This window comes from Chitinimonas arctica (assembly GCF_007431345.1).
Lineage (GTDB): Bacteria > Pseudomonadota > Gammaproteobacteria > Burkholderiales > Chitinimonadaceae > Chitinimonas > Chitinimonas arctica.
Genome location: NZ_CP041730.1, coordinates 1,664,629 through 1,679,664, shown reverse-complemented (window position 1 = coordinate 1,679,664; position 15,036 = coordinate 1,664,629). Strand labels below are relative to the sequence as shown.

Genomic DNA, 15,036 nt, shown 5'->3' with positions numbered 1-15,036 from the left:
GCCGGCAAACTTGCCGGCTGTTTCTTTCCTGCACGCGGTGGGATCAGCGCAATGCCCGCAAAGGTGGCGTACGCAGCACCCGGTTGAGCAAGGGCGCCGCAGCGAAGCGAGCGGCCAAAGCACCCATGACCAAACCGCCGGGCAACAACCACCAGCTAATGGTGGCCGGTAGCGAGAACAGCTGCGTGGCCGCCAGGGCGCCCATCGCCAGTGCCGCGGCCGCCGCCAGCAATCCCGCCAGTCCGCCGACCAGCAGCAGCTCGGCACTGACCGCTTGCCCTATCATGCGGCGCGATGCGCCCAGCGTGCGCAAGATGGCGACTTCCTGCTTGCGCTCGTCGTGGGTAGCCAAGGTGGCCGCGTACAGCACCGCCACCCCCGCCGCCAGGCTGAAGACGAACACCACCTCGACGGCTGCCAACACCCGATCCAGCACGCTGCGGACTTCCGCCAGGATGACCGAGACATCGACCACGGTCAGGTTGGGAAACTGCCGCGATAGGCCGGTGGCGAACTGGGCCCGGTTTTCCGGCAGGTAGAAGCTGGTGACATAGCTGGCCGGCTGATCACGTAACAGCGAGCTGCTGCCGACCACGAAGAAATTGACCCGGAACGAGTCCCAGCCGACCTTGCGCAAATTGCGGACCGGCGCGGTATAGCCGGTGCCGGCGATATCGAAGCTGAGCTGATCGCCCAATTTGATGCCCAGCGATTTCGCCAGTCCTTCTTCCACCGACCAGCCGGGCTGGTCGTCGCGCAATGCGGTGCCTGCCACCATACGGTTGTCGCTGCGGAGGCTTTCTCCCCAGGACAGGTTGAACTCCCGTTCCGCCAAGCGCTTGGCCTGCTCGTCGCGGTACTTCGACGGATCGAGCGGCTTGCCGGCGATGGCGGTGAGCCTGGCCCGTATCATGGGTGCGAAACTGTGCGCGGGCAGGCCGTCCGCCTGGAATCCTGCGGCCAGGGCGGCGCGCTGCTCCGGCTGGATATTGATGATAAAGCGGTTTGGCGCATCGGCCGGGAGCGAGCTATTCCAGGCGGCCAGCAAATCGTTGCGCACCACGGTCAACAGCATCATGGCCATCAGTCCCAGCGACAGGGCCACGATTTGGGCCACGCTCAAACCCCGCCGCCTCGCCACGTTGGCCAGGCCGAAACGCCAGCCGACACTGGCGGGCAGCGGCAGTCGCGGCGTGATCCATACCAGGCACCAGGCCGCCAGCGCGGCCAGGCCGACCGTGCCGGCCAGACCGCCCAGCGCCAGTAGCGCGAGGGTGGTTTCGCCGGCTTGCCAACTGATCAGCCCGGCGAGCGTGGCGACGCCGAGCAGGGTTGCCAGCGGCGCATTGCCGGGCGGGGTTGCATCACGCCGGATCACCCGCAGGGGCGAGATGCCACGCAAGCGCAGCAGCGGCGGCAGGCAGAAGCCGAACAGCAGCGTGATGCCCACGCCGGCGCCCGCCAGGGCCGGCAGGGGACCGGCGGGCGGCAAGGCGCTGTCGAAGAAGCCGGCCAGCAGATGGGCCAGGGCGAATTGGGCCAGCCAGCCGGCGGCTACCCCGATGCTGATCGAGACCAGCGCCAATAGGGCGTACTGGCGCAGGAACAAGGCGACGATATCGCGCTGGGTCTGGCCCAGGGTGCGCAGCAAGGCGACCGCATCGAGGTGGCGCTCGACATAGCGCCGCGCCGCCAGGGCGATGGCAGCCGCCGCCAGGAAGACGCTGATCAGGGCCGATAGCCGCAGGAAGCGCTCGGCCCGGTCCAACGACGCCTTGATCTCGGGCCTGGCCTCTTGCACGCTTTCCAGCCGCTGGCCCAATTTCAGGCGTGGTTTCAACCAGTCGCGCATGGCGGCGATCTCGGCCGGCGCGCCCGCCAGCAACAGGCGGTAGCGTATCCGGCTGCCGGGCCGGATCAGCTGGGTGGCCGGTAGATCTGCTTCGTTGAACATCAGTCTGGGGACAAAGTTGTACAGATCCATGGCGCCGTCCGGTTCGCGCGCCAGCACACCGGCCAGAACCAGCTTTCTTTCACCCAGTTGCAGCGTCGCGCCGGCTTGCAGGCCCAGCGTGTCGTACAACCTTTGATCGGCCCAGGCGGTGCCCGGCCGGGGGATGTGACTGGCCGGTATTTCCACCGCACCTTGCCGCAACTTGACCTGGCCGCGCAGCGGGTAGCTGTCGGAGACCGCCTTGGCGGTGATCATCTGCGCGCGGCTTTCGGTCTGCGCCATGCTGGGGAAGATGGTCGTGGCCCCACGGCGCAGGCCGCGCCGGTCCGCTTCCCGGATGAACTCGTCCGGTATCGCCTGGCTGGAGTTGATGACCAGATCGGCTGCCAGCAACTGGTCGGCCTGGCTTTGCAGGACCTGCTTCACCCTGTCGGTAAGAAAGCCGACGCTGCTCATGGCGGCGATGGCCACGACCAGGGCGATCGCCATCACGGTCAGCTCGCCTCCCGCCAGGTCGCGCTTGAGCCAGCGCCAGGCCAAGGACCAGCCCTTCATACCCCCTCCCGCGCCAGCACCTTGCCGGCGGCCAGGCGCAAGCGCGCGCCACATCGCGCCGCCAGGCGCTCGTCATGGGTCACCAGGACCAGGGTGGTGCCTGCCTCGGCATTGAGGGTGAACAGCAGATCGATGATGCGCTCGCCGGTCTGGGTATCGAGATTGCCGGTAGGCTCGTCGGCGAACAGCAGCTTGGGCCGGGTAACAAAGGCGCGGGCCAGGGCCACGCGCTGCTGCTCGCCGCCGGACAGCTCCTTCGGACGGTGTTGTACCCGGTTGCCCAGGCCCACCCGCTCCAGCAGCGCCTGCGCCTCGCGTCTTGCATCGCGCCTGCCGCTCAGTTCCAGCGGCAGGGCGACATTGTCGAGGGCGCTCAATGCCGGTAGCAGTTGAAAGGACTGGAACACGAACCCGACCTGCTCCGCCCGCAGGCGTGCTCGGCCATCTTCGTCCAGTCCGGCCAGATCCTGGCCAGCCAGGGTGACCTTGCCATGCGAGGGCGAGTCGAGCCCGGCCAGCAGGCCCAGCAAGGTGGATTTGCCGGAACCCGATGCGCCCACGATGGCCAAGGTGTGCCCGGCCGACAGCTGGAAACTCACCTGATCCAGGATGGTCAATAGCTCATGGTCGAATCCGACTTGCTTGCCAAGCCCTTCGACCACGAGAATGGGCTTGTCTTCCGTCTTGGCGACATCTTTAAGGAAATCCGGCGTGGCGCGCATTGTTCTGTTCTTGAGTATGTTTTTCGGTTTGCTTGGATCCGCCGCGGCGGCTGATGCCAAGACCATCATGGTATTCGGTGACAGCCTCTCGGCCGGCTACGGCCTGCGAATGGAACAAGCCTGGCCCAGCCTGCTACAGCAGAAGCTTGGGGCGGGCTGGCGAGTAATCAATGCCAGCCAGTCGGGCGAAACCACCGCAGGCGGCCTGACCCGCTTGCCGGCGGCCCTGCAACGGCATAAGCCGGCCGTGGTGCTGGTGGAGCTGGGCGCCAACGACGGGCTGCGCGGCCTGCCGGTCGAGACTGCCCGGCAGAACCTGGCCGCCATCATCGAACAATCCCGTCGTGCCGGGGCAAAAGTCGCGCTGATCGCCATCCGCCTGCCGCCGAACTTCGGCGGGCCCTACACCGCCAAGTTCGATGCCATGTACGGCGAGCTGGCCAAGCAATACAAGCTGGCCGAGCCGCCCTTCCTGTTCGACGGCATCGCCGATCAGCCGAATATGTTCCAATCCGACCAATTGCATCCTATCGCCGCAGCGCAGCCGCGTCTGCTGGCGAATGTCTGGCCGGTCGTCGCGCCACTGGTCAAATAGCCGTCCTGCATGGATCGGCGATAGCGATTCAAATAAAATATATTGCCGGCCGGGCGCGTGCCGCGTTGGCAGAGCCAACTTGTCCCCTCTATGCTTGCAGCTAGCATTCGGGCGAATGACAAGCATGCTGACCGGTTCGTACCAACCTCTGCTGGTTTTGATCTCGTTGCTGGTTGCCATCGTGGCGTCCTACACCGCGCTTGATATGGCTGCCAGAATGGCCTGCAGCCGCGGTGTCGCCAGATCCTGGTGGCTGGCCGGCGGCGCCTTTGCCATGGGCGTGGGTATCTGGTCCATGCATTTTGTCGGCATGCTGGCCTTTACCCTGCCCATTCCACTGGGTTATGACTTTTCGCTGACCCTGCTGTCCCTGCTGATCGCCATCGCCGTTTCCTGGTTCGCGCTTGAACAGATCAATCACGCGGAATTGCCCACCCTGCGCCTGACGCGCGGCGCCATCCTGATGGGTTTGGGTATCTGCGGCATGCACTACACCGGCATGGCGGCCATGCGGATGATGCCGGCGATTCGCTGGGACCCGGCCTGGTTCACCGCATCGGTGGCGATTGCCATCGCTGCCGCCGGCGCTGCCCTGTGGATAGCGTTCCGGCTCAAGTTCGAGGCGCCCCGGGTGCGGCTGTGGCGGGCTGGCGCCGCCGGCATCATGGGGCTGGCCATTGTCGGTATGCACTATACCGGCATGGGCGCGGCCAACTTCCCCTTGGGCAGCGTTTGCACGGCCGCCATCGGCGGCCTCAATCCCGATCTGCTGACCGTCCTGGTGGTGGTCACCAGCGCGGCGGTCCTGGGCATCGCGCTGAGTATTTCGGTCCTGGATGCCAGCATGGCATCGCGCACCGCCCTGTTGGCCGATTCCCTGGCCAAGGCCAATGCCGAGCTGACCCTGCTGGCCCTGCACGACAATCTGACCAAGCTGCCCAACCGTATCCTGCTCGAAGACCGGCTCAACCAGGCGGAGAAGAAGGCGGAGCGCGGCGATAGCCACTATGCCGTGCTATTTGCCGACCTCGACGGTTTCAAGGCGGTCAATGATTCGCTCGGGCACCACATCGGCGATCTGCTGCTGATCGAAGTCGCCATGCGGCTGGCCGACAGCCTGCGCCCGCAGGACACCCTGGCGCGCATCGGCGGCGACGAGTTCGTGGTGGTCGCCGAAGGCATGGAGGAGGCGGCCAGCGTGGCCGAATTGTGCGAGCGTTTGGTGATGGCAGTGGGGCAGCCCTACCGGATCGGTCTGCACGATATCCGGGTTTCGGCCAGCATCGGGGTGGCGCTGCACCCCCTGGATGGCGAAGATGGCCGTACCCTGCTGACCAATGCCGATGCCGCGATGTATGCCGCCAAGCAGTCCGGCCGCAATGGCTTCCGCTTTTTCGAAAGCTCCATGAATCACAATGTACGCGACCAATTGCTGCTGCAGAACGAATTGCACCAGGCAATCGCCCGCGAAGAATTCCGCCTGCATTACCAGCCCAAATTCGACGCCGTCAGCGGCCGCATGCTGGGTGTGGAAGCCCTGATACGCTGGTACAGCCCCACCCGCGGCACCGTCGCACCCATGGCCTTTATCGGCCTGGCCGAGAAGAACGGCCTGATCGTACCGATCGGTGCCTGGGTCCTGAATGCTGCTTGCGCCCAGATGCGCGCCTGGCTGGACCTCGGCTATGTAGATTGGAAGGTGGCGGTCAATCTGTCGCCGGTGCAGTTCCGCCATCCACTGTTGGTGGACATGGTGCGCGACACCTTGGCGCGCCATGGTGTGCCGGCCACCTGTCTGACGCTGGAAATCACCGAAACCACCGCCATGGACGACGCCGAAGCCAGCCTCAGGCAATTAGAGGCACTGGCCGATATGGGGGTGTCCTTGTCCATCGACGATTTCGGCACGGGTTATTCCAGCCTTGCGTATCTGAAGCGCCTGCCGGCCAAGGAGCTGAAGATAGATCGCAGCTTCGTCGCTGATCTGGCGCCCCATACCGATGATGCCGCCATCGTCGGCGCCATCATCGCCCTGGCACGCGCCCTGGGGCTCACCGTCGTGGCGGAAGGCGTGGAAACCCAGGCGCAGCGGGAGTTCCTCGCCCACCTGGGCTGCGATGCCCTGCAAGGTTTTCACCTGGGTAAGCCCATGCCGGCCAATGAACTGGGTGGCGCCACCAATACACCGGCGGATCATTATCAGATTTGAGCAGCTGGCCGACGACCAGATCGTTTGACATAGAATGGCGCTCCCACACAGGAAGCCAGCCATGACACCCGCCGAATACCTCGCGCTTGCCGGACTCGATGCCGTCATCGACCACGAACTGGTGACCACGCGCTTGAAAGCACTGGAAGCCCTTGCGGCTACCGTCTCCATACCGGCCGATCCCACCACCCTATATCGCTATCGCGTGCCTGAACTGGGTGAAAACGGCGCATGCTCGCTGCCGGACCAATTGGCCGAGGCGCCTTATGACCTGGCGGCCACGCTGGGAGGGGTACGGGAAGAGACCAGCGCCAACCTGGCGAGGCTGCAGGGGGTGGTCGATCGACTGGTGGCGGATAGCGCCTGCGGTTGGCTGGGGGTTTACCAGACGCGTGAACTGCCGAGTGGTCCGGCCTTGGTCAAGTTGGCCTATCGGGGCAAGCCCAGCCGCGCCGAATTCCCGCTCACCGCCGATTTTGCCCGCCACTCCAATAACAGCACGGTCGGCTTGTCCGGCCGCGGCAAACTGATCGCCCATGTCGATAGCTATGTGGCGGAAGGCGGGGCGTATTACACCTGCGACGCGGAAGTACAGAGCGAAGCCTGCCTGCCGCTGTTCGACCAGGCCGGGACGGTAGTGGGCATCATCGATGCCGAAGATGCCCGCCGCGATTTCTTCCAGGGCGAGGTGCTGGCCAGCCTGGTGGCACTATGCCTGCTGGCCCCGACGCACCTGCCCCGTTGAACCATCACACCTTGCGATAGCTGCGGAACAGCAACACGCCGCCGATCGCGATCATCGGCAGGCTGAGCCACTGGCCCATGGTAAAGCCGAGGGCCAGGATACCCAGGAAGTTGTCCGGCTCACGGGCGAATTCGGCGATAAAGCGGGCCAAGCCGTAGCCGAGCAGGAAGAGCGCCGAAACCTGGCCGGTGCGGCGCGGCTTGCTGGAGAACACCCACAGTACGATAAACAGCAGCAAGCCTTCCAGGGCGAACTGGTAAAGCTGGGAAGCATGGCGCGGCTGCTGGTCCACCAAGGGAAAGCGCATGGCCCACCAGGCATCGCCGCTGGTGATCCGGCCCCATAGTTCGCCATTGATGAAGTTGCCCAGGCGACCGGCGGCCAGGCCAAGCGGAACCAGCGGCGCAATAAAGTCGGTTACTTCGAAAAAGCTGCGTCGGGTTTTACGGCCGAATAGCCACATCGCCACCAGTACGCCGAGAAAGCCGCCATGGAAGGCCATGCCGCCTTCCCAGATCTTGAATATATCCAGCGGGTGGCTCAGGTAGAAAGCCGGCTTGTAGAACAGGATATAGCCCAGCCGGCCGCCCAGTATCACCCCCAGCACACCGTAGAACAGCAGATCGTCCAATTGCTGGCTGGTCCATCCCTTTTCCGGGTTGCGGCGGATGCGGTAGTGGCCCAGGGCGAGAAACAGCACGAAGCCCACCAGATACATCAAGCCATACCAGCGGATGGACAGCGGCCCCAGGTGGATGGCCACCGGGTCGATTTGCGGGTGTGTCAGCATGGCATGGCTCGGACGATTGGACGAAGGGCCGCATTATAGCCGGCCCACGCGTAGCTGCGGCCGGGGAGGGCCCTGAAAACCCTAGCGGGCCACAAAGCCGCCGTTGGCGAAGATGGCCTGGGCCGTGATCCAGTTGTTCTCCGGCGAAACCAGCATCTTCACCACCGGCAGCAGATCGCCGACCTGGCCCAGCTGGCCGTTGATGCTGGCGCGCTTCAGATAGGCGACGGCTTCCGGGGTTTCGGCTGCGTGGAAGAACTCGGTATCCATCGGACCGGGACAAAGCGTATTGACGGTGATGCCGCGGGCACCCACCTCCTTGGCCAGGGCGCGGCTGAAGTCTTCCAGCGGGGCTTTGCTGCCGGCATAGGCGGCATAGGCGGCATAGCCCGCGACGGTAGCGGCCAACAAGGAAGTGCCGATATTGAGGATGCGGCCATTGTCGCGCAGGCGCTTGCCTGCTTCCTGCATGATAAAGAAGGCCGCCTTGCAGTTCAGCGCGAAGATATCGTCGAACTCATCCTCGCCGACCTCGATTACCGGCTTCTTCAACATTTGGCCGGCCGTATTGATCACGATATCGATGCCGCCAAAGTGTTCCTCCACCGCATCGAACAAACGCTGGATATCGGCCACGCGGCGGATATCGGCCTGCAAGGCCAGCGCCTGGCCGCCTGCCGCGCCGATGGTGGCGACGGCTTCTTCCGCACCGGTCCGGGAGCCGGCGCTATGGTAGTGGACGGCCACCCGCGCGCCTTCCTGCGCCAGCATCTCGGCAAAGGCGCGGCCCATATTGCGCGATGCGCCGATAACCAAGGCCACTTTGTTGTTGAAAGTCGTGTTCATGATATTGCTCCTGCTCGGGTTGTCGCCTGCCATGCGGCGAAGTGAGTGCAGTATGTTTGTTGGCCTGGTTCGGATAAATGGCTTATATATGGCTACACTTTTCATAAATACGCGCTAATCAAGAAGATATGGATCGCATTCACGCCATGCAGATTTTTGTGCGGGTAGCCGAAAGCGGCGGCTTCACCCGCGCCGCCGATCTGCTGCAATTACCCCGCGCCACGGTGTCGATGGCCGTCCAGCAGTTGGAAGCGCAATTGGGTGTGCGGCTACTGCAACGCACCACCCGGCGAGTACAGCTGACGCAGGATGGCACGGCCTATCTGGAGCGCTGTCAGCGGCTGCTGGGCGACTTCGAAGAGACCGAGGCACTGTTTCGACAAGCGGGCCGGATGCCGGCGGGACGATTGCGCGTCGATGTGCCCGGCCGTATCGGCCGCTTGCTGATCGCGCCGGCATTGCCCGGGTTCTTTGCCCGCTATCCGGATATCAGCCTGGAACTGGGCGTCAGCGACCGGCCGGTGGACTTGGTGCGGGAAGGGGTGGATTGCGTCGTGCGGGTGGGGGAGTTGCATGACTCCGGCCTGGTCGCCCGCCGGCTGGGCCTGTTGGAACAGGGCAATTACGCCAGCCCGGCCTACCTGGCCCGGTATGGCACGCCAAAGCGGTTGACGGACCTTTCCGCGCATCTGGCGGTCCACTACATTTCGCCGGCCAATGGCAGGGTGCTCGAATGGGAATACCTGGAGGAGGGCATGCGCAAGACGCTGGCCATGAATGGACGGGTAGCCGCCAACCATGCCGAGACCTATATCGCTTGCGCCATCGCCGGCCAGGGTTTGATCCAGGTACCGCGCCACGATATGCATGCGCATGTGGCGGCGGGCGAGTTGCAGGAAGTCTTGCCGGAATGGACGGCGCCGCCGATGCCGATATCGGTGTGCTATCCGCATCGGCGCCATCTTTCCCGCCGGGTGCAGGCTTTTGTTGATTGGATGGCGGAACTGCTTACTGCCGCGCGTTAGATGGATTGTCGCCGCTTGGCTGGGGTAAGTATGTTCAAGGGCATTTCAGGCTAGAATCGCCATCCGGACATCGGAAATGCAGCGCCAACCACCCCCGGCGCGGCCGCGCAGCAAGCGTTCACAGACCCCGCCCCGCGACCCGTTTCCTTCCCGTATCAGCGGGTGTCGATCCGACGATCTTTTCCTGACTCCCGGTTGAACCGCGACTGTCGAACAAATCGGCGCGCCGCCCGCGCCAAGGATTCCGAGCATGCCCGTCTATCGTTCCCGTACCACCACCCACGGCCGCAATATGGCCGGCGCCCGTGCCCTTTGGCGCGCCACCGGCATGAAGGATGGCGACTTCGACAAGCCCATCATCGCCGTCTGCAATTCCTTCACCCAGTTCGTACCGGGCCATGTGCACCTGCAGAATCTGGGACAGCTGGTCGCCCGCGAGATCGAGCGGTCCGGTGGGGTGGCCAAGGAATTCAATACCATCGCCGTCGATGACGGTATCGCCATGGGCCATGGCGGCATGCTGTATTCCTTGCCCAGCCGCGAGCTGATCGCCGATTCGGTCGAATACATGGTGAATGCCCACTGCGCCGATGCGCTGGTGTGCATCTCCAATTGCGACAAGATCACCCCGGGCATGCTGATGGCTGCCTTGCGCCTGAATATCCCGGTGGTGTTCGTATCGGGCGGACCGATGGAGGCGGGCAAGGTCAATTGGAATGGGGAGACGCGCAAACTGGATCTGGTGGATGCCATGGTCGAGGCGGCCAATGACCAGGTCAGCGACGCCGAGGTGGCCGCGGTGGAGCGCAGCGCCTGCCCGACCTGCGGTTCCTGTTCCGGCATGTTCACCGCCAATTCCATGAACTGCCTGACCGAGGCGCTGGGCCTGAGCCTGCCCGGCAATGGCTCGCTGCTGGCCACCCATGGCGACCGCAAGGAATTGTTCCTGAGAGCCGGGCGGCTGATTGTCGAGCTGGCCAAGCGCTATTACGAAGGCGACGACGCGACCGCATTGCCACGCCATATCGCCAGCCGGGAAGCGTTCGAAAACGCCATGAGCCTGGACGTGGCCATGGGGGGGTCCACCAATACCGTGCTGCATCTGCTGGCGGCGGCCAGCGAGGCGGGCGTCGATTTCAAGATGGCCGATATCGACCGGGTCTCGCGTCGCGTGCCCTGCCTGGCCAAGGTTGCGCCGGCTACCCAGAAATACCATATGGAAGATGTACACCGAGCTGGCGGAGTGGTGGCCATCCTGGCCGAGCTGGACCGTGCCGGCCTGCTGCACCGCGACGTGCCGACCGTCCACTCGCCCAGCCTGGCTGCCGCGCTGGCCAGTTGGGACGTGATGCAGCAGGCACCCGACTCGGCGGCGCATACCTTCTACCGTGCCGCACCCGGTGGCGTGGCCACCACGATCGCCTTCTCGCAATCCATGCGCTACCCCACGCTGGATACGGACAGGGAGAACGGCTGCATCCGTTCCAAGGCCCATGCCTATTCGCAGGATGGCGGACTGGCCGTGCTCTACGGCAATATCGCCGAACGGGGCTGCATCGTCAAAACCGCCGGCGTGGATGACTCCATCCTGTGCTTTACCGGGCGGGCGCGGATCTTCGAGAGCCAGGACGCGGCGGTGGAAGCCATCCTGGCCGACCGTATCGTCGCGGGCGATCTGGTGCTGATCCGCTATGAGGGTCCGAAAGGCGGTCCCGGCATGCAGGAGATGCTTTATCCCACCTCGTACCTGAAGTCCAAGGGCTTGGGCAAGGCTTGCGCCTTGCTCACCGACGGACGCTTCTCGGGCGGCACCTCCGGGCTCAGCATCGGGCATGTCTCGCCGGAAGCGGCCGAAGGCGGCTTGATCGGCTTGGCCGAAGAAGGGGATCGCATCGAGATCGATATCCCGCAGCGCCGTATCCACCTGGCGGTGAGCGAGGAGGAATTGGCGCGCCGCAGAGCGGCCATGCTGGCCCGCGGCGCCCAGGCCTTTAAACCAATGAATCGGGAGCGTTTGGTGTCGCCCGCCTTGCGCGCCTACGCGGCCATGACTACCTCGGCCGATACCGGCGCCGTGCGCGACGTTAGCCAGATCGAACGCTGAAACCATCGGCCCGGTCGTGATGAATCCCCAGCATGCCGCATTTATTGCCATTGTCCGGACGATCCCGCCCGGCTGGGTCATGAGCTACGGACAAGTAGCCCGGGCGGCGGGCTTGCCGCGCCACGCCCGGCGTGTGGGGGTGGCGCTCAAGCAGTTGCCGGAGGGCGAGGAGGCGCCATGGTGGCGGGTGGTCAGCGGCGAAGGGCGGATCAGTGCCCGGGGGCTGGATGGCTCGGACGATCTGCAGCGGGTGTTGTTGCAACACGAGGGCGTGCAGTTTTCCGCCGAGGGGCGCATCGACCTGCGCCGCTTCGCTTGGGGGTAGTTGAAATTTTTTCACGACGAACGGCTAGGCAAAAACCCGCCGAGAGGACTAAAGTGACATCTCAAGGCGGCGAGCAGTCAAGCCGCGTCAAGGAGAGGAGGCCGGATGCAAGAACAGTCCTATCTGACAACCATGTCTGCTTACTTGGGCCAGGAACGGCGACTGCAGGAACGTCGTACCCCTATGGATCTGGAAGACCGCGATTGGCGCATACTGAATCTCGCGCTGGTCGGAAGTGAACAACGCGGTTCCTTCGGCCGTCGTAACAGCGATTATGCAATTCTGGCGGGTGCGTTCTCATAGCCCGCATCAGCGACGCGCGCTAGCGTCCAAATGGCTCCCGCCGATAAGGCCGAGCCAGCAAAGAAAAGGCGACCTGAAGCAGGGTCGCCTTTGTGTTTGGCGCTATCCCCGCACAACGAAGGTGACGTAAGGGCCATGGCTGGATAGATTACGGTCTGTTCAACCTATCTAGGCTGCTTATGGACTATCCCTATCTGGCTGGCTGGGCGTTGGCCATCCTGCTGATGCTGGCCGGTTTTGCCGGTAACCTGCTCCCCCTCCTGCCCGCCGTGCCCTTGTTGCTGGCGGGGTGTCTGCTTGGCGCCTGGCTGGATGATTTTGAACGGGTAGGCTGGGCGTGGCTGGCGGCGCTGGGGCTGATAGGCGTGCTGATGATGCTGGTCGACCTGGTCGCCGGCGCCTGGGGCGCCGGCAAGGTGGGCGCCAGCCGCCAGGCCGTACTGGGGGCCACCCTGGGGACGCTGGTGGGCATCCTGTTCGGTATTCCCGGCCTGATCTTCGGCCCCTTTGTCGGGGCGGTCCTGGGCGAGCTGACCGTGCGGAATGATGCCCTGCACGCCGGCAAGGTGGGCCTGGGTACCTGGCTGGGCATTCTGCTGGGAACGGTTTTCAAGCTGAGCTTGAGCCTGCTGATGGTGGGATTGTTCGCCCTGGCCTACTGGTGGTGAAATTTCAGCGGCGTTCTTGCCGCCACAATAGAAACAGCGCCAGCAGCAGGAAAAGTCCGGACGGCAGCATGGCCGCCAATAACGGCGACCAGCCGTAGAGGATGCCAAGCTGACTGACCAGCTTGTTCACAAAGTAGAATCCCAGCCCCAGCATGATGCCCACGAACAGTTTCATACCCACGCCACCGCCGCGCCGCTGCGTCTGGGCAAAGGGCAGGGCGATCAGCAGCATGGCCAGGCAGGCGAATGGATAGACCAGCTTGGTCCATAGCGCGATATCGAAACGGTTGGTCTTCTGCTGGTTATGGCGCAGGTGCTCGATATAGTCGACCAGGGTCATCACCGACATCTGTTCCGGCAATACCATCAGCACCGACAACATATTGGGCGTCAGCACCGAGCGCCATTGGTATTCGGCCAGCTTCTGCACCCGCACCTGGCCGGCTTCGAAGAAGGTCAGGGTCACATCGGTCAGCTTCCAGGCGCTCTGCTCCGGCTGCCAGACGCCGCGTTGGGCGTGGCCATAGGTACTCATATGACGGGAGCTGTCGAATTGGTAGACGTTGACGAAACGCAATGTCTGGTCCGGCAGGACCTCGCGGACATTGACGAAATTGCCATCGTCCTTCATCCACACGCCAGAGCGGTAGTCCTGGCCCACCAGCTGCCCCTTGGCCGCCAGCTGCAATTGCTTGGCGGCCCGTTCGGCGCGCGGAGCCACGAATTCGCCGGCGGCCAGGGTGAGCAGGGAAAAGCCCAGTCCCGCCACGGACAGGATGCCCAACAGGCGGGTGACGGACAGCCCGCCCACCCGCATGACGGTCAATTCGGAGTGCTGGTTGAGCAGGGAAATACCCATCATGCCGCCGATCAATACGGCGATGGGCATCAGCTCGTAGGCATGTCCCGGTACCAGCAACAGCACATAGCCCAGCAATTTGAGAAAGGTGTAGTTGCCGTGGCCGACGTCGCGCAATTCGCCGATCAGGTCGAAGAACAGGAATAGGCCCAATAAGCCCGCCAACACAAACAAGCTGTTGCGGACGACTTCGGCGATCAGGTAGCGGGAAAGCGATTTCATGAGCGTGGCTTGGCTCGCCAGCGGAACAGGCCCCAGACGATCAGGGCCATGGCCGCATGGACCGGCCACATGCCGATCAGGCTGGGCAGTCGCCCGGCGGCGATCCAGCTTTGCGCGACATTGACCAGGTTGAGATAAATGGAAAACAGCAGGATAGCCACCATCAGATTAAAACCGCGCCCCACGCGCGGATTGACGTAGGCCAGCGGAATAGCCAGCAAGGCCAACAGCAAAGTCGTGATGGGGCTGGCGATCCGCCTCGCCAGTTCGCCTTTTTCTTCCAGGTTCCGGCTGCCGAGCAGGGCTAGCGTGGGCATGGCCTCGCTCTTGCTGTTGGCTTCGCGGCGGTCGGGCTCCTGTACCCGGATGCGGGCTTCGCCGAATTCGACGATGCGGTAGTTGGGTTGGCCTACCATGCCTTCATAGCGGCGACCGTTTTGTAGGACCAGGATGCGCTCGCCATCCGGCATGCTGAGCAGATAACCTTCCGCCGCCACGGTGATGCTTTGCGCGCCATCCTTCTGGGTGGCCTGGACGAAGATATTGCGGGCCGCCCCGTTCTTGCCGGAGAAATTCTCGATGAAATATACCCGGTCGGTCAGCTGCGCTTCCTTGAACATGCCAGGCGCCAGTGCCGACATATCGTCGCGGGTGGCCAGTTGCTCTCTATATTCGGTGCTCTTCTGCTTGGCCCAGGGGCTGAGCCCGAGGCTGAGCATGGCGACTACCAGGGCCAGTGGCAGGGCGAAGATCAGCACCGGCCGGATCCAGGCGGTGAGCGCTTGTCCGGACGAAAACCACACCGCCATTTCATGATCGCGCCAGGCGCGGGTCAAGCTCCACAGCACCGTGATAAAGACTGTCATCGACAGCAGCCAGGGGACAATGCCCAGCAGCGTGAAACCGAGCAGGGCTGCAATCGCCTCGGAGCTGACCACGCCGCTGGCAGCCCAGCTGAGCAGCTTGGCGCCGGTGGTTACCACCATGATGGTAAGTAGCACAATGAACACCCCGGCCCCCATACTGGCGAACTCGCGCAGCATGGCGCGCTCGAACAATCGCTCGGACGGCAGGCAAAAATGCAGCATTGAAGGGCGGGAAGAAGAGGACGGCA

General features: G+C 63.9%; 14 protein-coding genes. 8 read left to right on the top strand and 6 right to left on the bottom strand.

Going from position 1 to position 15,036, the window contains the following annotated elements; translation table 11 throughout:
* Positions 1–43 precede the first annotated feature (43 nt).
* Together FNU76_RS07500 and FNU76_RS07495 are read right to left on the bottom strand one after the other, a co-directional pair.
* Positions 44–2,509: an ABC transporter permease gene (locus FNU76_RS07500; protein WP_144277614.1), complete on the bottom strand. Its 2,466-nt coding sequence runs from the start codon at positions 2,507–2,509 to the stop codon at positions 44–46.
* Positions 2,506–3,231 carry an ABC transporter ATP-binding protein gene (locus tag FNU76_RS07495; protein ID WP_144277613.1) on the bottom strand — a complete coding sequence of 242 codons (726 nt, stop codon included), beginning with the start codon at positions 3,229–3,231 and terminating at the stop codon, positions 2,506–2,508. Before FNU76_RS07495 ends, FNU76_RS07500 begins: the two co-directional genes overlap by 4 nt.
* Here FNU76_RS07495 and FNU76_RS07490 point away from each other — a divergent pair.
* The 3 genes from FNU76_RS07490 (at position 3,221) to FNU76_RS07480 (ending at position 6,780) form a co-directional block, all read left to right on the top strand.
* Positions 3,221–3,826 (top strand): arylesterase, encoded by a 606-nt coding sequence (locus FNU76_RS07490; protein ID WP_223879260.1) that lies wholly within the window; start codon positions 3,221–3,223, stop codon positions 3,824–3,826. The two genes, FNU76_RS07495 and FNU76_RS07490, sit on opposite strands and share 11 nt — an antisense overlap.
* Positions 3,827–3,950: 124 nt before the next feature.
* Positions 3,951–6,035: a putative bifunctional diguanylate cyclase/phosphodiesterase gene (locus FNU76_RS07485; protein WP_144277612.1), complete on the top strand. Its 2,085-nt coding sequence runs from the start codon at positions 3,951–3,953 to the stop codon at positions 6,033–6,035.
* 61 nt (positions 6,036–6,096) lie between these two features.
* Positions 6,097–6,780: a GAF domain-containing protein gene (locus FNU76_RS07480; protein WP_144277611.1), complete on the top strand. Its 684-nt coding sequence runs from the start codon at positions 6,097–6,099 to the stop codon at positions 6,778–6,780.
* Positions 6,781–6,784: 4 nt separating this feature from the next.
* Here FNU76_RS07480 and lgt read toward each other — a convergent pair whose 3' ends face one another.
* Both lgt and FNU76_RS07470 read right to left on the bottom strand, forming a co-directional pair.
* Positions 6,785–7,570: a prolipoprotein diacylglyceryl transferase gene (gene lgt, locus FNU76_RS07475; protein WP_144277610.1), complete on the bottom strand. Its 786-nt coding sequence runs from the start codon at positions 7,568–7,570 to the stop codon at positions 6,785–6,787.
* A gap of 81 nt (positions 7,571–7,651) precedes the next feature.
* Complete coding sequence (locus FNU76_RS07470; protein ID WP_144277609.1) at positions 7,652–8,416, bottom strand: SDR family oxidoreductase; 765 nt, start codon at positions 8,414–8,416, stop codon at positions 7,652–7,654.
* Between the two features lie 128 nt (positions 8,417–8,544).
* Between FNU76_RS07470 and FNU76_RS07465 the strand changes: the two genes are divergently transcribed.
* From FNU76_RS07465 to FNU76_RS07445, 5 genes are all read left to right on the top strand, one after another.
* Complete coding sequence (locus tag FNU76_RS07465; RefSeq protein ID WP_144277608.1) at positions 8,545–9,441, top strand: LysR family transcriptional regulator; 897 nt, start codon at positions 8,545–8,547, stop codon at positions 9,439–9,441.
* 250 nt (positions 9,442–9,691) lie between these two features.
* Entirely contained in the window at positions 9,692–11,545 is a 1,854-nt protein-coding gene (gene ilvD, locus FNU76_RS07460; RefSeq protein WP_144277607.1) for a dihydroxy-acid dehydratase, read from the top strand.
* Between the two features lie 19 nt (positions 11,546–11,564).
* Positions 11,565–11,870, top strand: coding sequence for an MGMT family protein (locus FNU76_RS07455; RefSeq protein WP_144277606.1), 306 nt, complete (start codon positions 11,565–11,567; stop codon positions 11,868–11,870).
* 105 nt (positions 11,871–11,975) lie between these two features.
* Entirely contained in the window at positions 11,976–12,173 is a 198-nt protein-coding gene (locus FNU76_RS07450; protein WP_144277605.1) for a hypothetical protein, read from the top strand.
* Positions 12,174–12,352: 179 nt separating this feature from the next.
* The gene (locus FNU76_RS07445; protein ID WP_144277604.1) at positions 12,353–12,841 is read left to right on the top strand and encodes a DUF456 domain-containing protein; all 489 of its coding nucleotides are present in this window, start codon (positions 12,353–12,355) and stop codon (positions 12,839–12,841) included.
* Positions 12,842–12,845: 4 nt separating this feature from the next.
* On the opposite strand, the gene lptG is transcribed toward FNU76_RS07445, so the two are convergent.
* Together lptG and lptF are read right to left on the bottom strand one after the other, a co-directional pair.
* A complete protein-coding gene (lptG, locus tag FNU76_RS07440) occupies positions 12,846–13,922 on the bottom strand; it encodes an LPS export ABC transporter permease LptG (RefSeq protein WP_144277603.1) in 1,077 nt (358 codons plus the stop codon).
* Positions 13,919–15,010 carry an LPS export ABC transporter permease LptF gene (gene lptF / locus FNU76_RS07435; RefSeq protein ID WP_179958386.1) on the bottom strand — a complete coding sequence of 364 codons (1,092 nt, stop codon included), beginning with the start codon at positions 15,008–15,010 and terminating at the stop codon, positions 13,919–13,921. Before lptF ends, lptG begins: the two co-directional genes overlap by 4 nt.
* Positions 15,011–15,036 lie beyond the last annotated feature (26 nt).

Coding starts and splice junctions, on each gene's coding strand:
- FNU76_RS07470 (WP_144277609.1), bottom strand. CDS start 8,416: ATGAACACGACTTTCAACAACAAAGTGGCCTTGGTTATCGGCGCATCG.
- lptF (WP_179958386.1), bottom strand. CDS start 15,010: ATGCTGCATTTTTGCCTGCCGTCCGAGCGATTGTTCGAGCGCGCCATG.
- FNU76_RS07445 (WP_144277604.1), top strand. CDS start 12,353: ATGGACTATCCCTATCTGGCTGGCTGGGCGTTGGCCATCCTGCTGATG.
- lptG (WP_144277603.1), bottom strand. CDS start 13,922: ATGAAATCGCTTTCCCGCTACCTGATCGCCGAAGTCGTCCGCAACAGC.
- FNU76_RS07450 (WP_144277605.1), top strand. CDS start 11,976: ATGCAAGAACAGTCCTATCTGACAACCATGTCTGCTTACTTGGGCCAG.
- lgt (WP_144277610.1), bottom strand. CDS start 7,570: ATGCTGACACACCCGCAAATCGACCCGGTGGCCATCCACCTGGGGCCG.
- FNU76_RS07465 (WP_144277608.1), top strand. CDS start 8,545: ATGGATCGCATTCACGCCATGCAGATTTTTGTGCGGGTAGCCGAAAGC.
- ilvD (WP_144277607.1), top strand. CDS start 9,692: ATGCCCGTCTATCGTTCCCGTACCACCACCCACGGCCGCAATATGGCC.
- FNU76_RS07455 (WP_144277606.1), top strand. CDS start 11,565: ATGAATCCCCAGCATGCCGCATTTATTGCCATTGTCCGGACGATCCCG.
- FNU76_RS07480 (WP_144277611.1), top strand. CDS start 6,097: ATGACACCCGCCGAATACCTCGCGCTTGCCGGACTCGATGCCGTCATC.
- FNU76_RS07485 (WP_144277612.1), top strand. CDS start 3,951: ATGCTGACCGGTTCGTACCAACCTCTGCTGGTTTTGATCTCGTTGCTG.
- FNU76_RS07495 (WP_144277613.1), bottom strand. CDS start 3,231: ATGCGCGCCACGCCGGATTTCCTTAAAGATGTCGCCAAGACGGAAGAC.
- FNU76_RS07500 (WP_144277614.1), bottom strand. CDS start 2,509: ATGAAGGGCTGGTCCTTGGCCTGGCGCTGGCTCAAGCGCGACCTGGCG.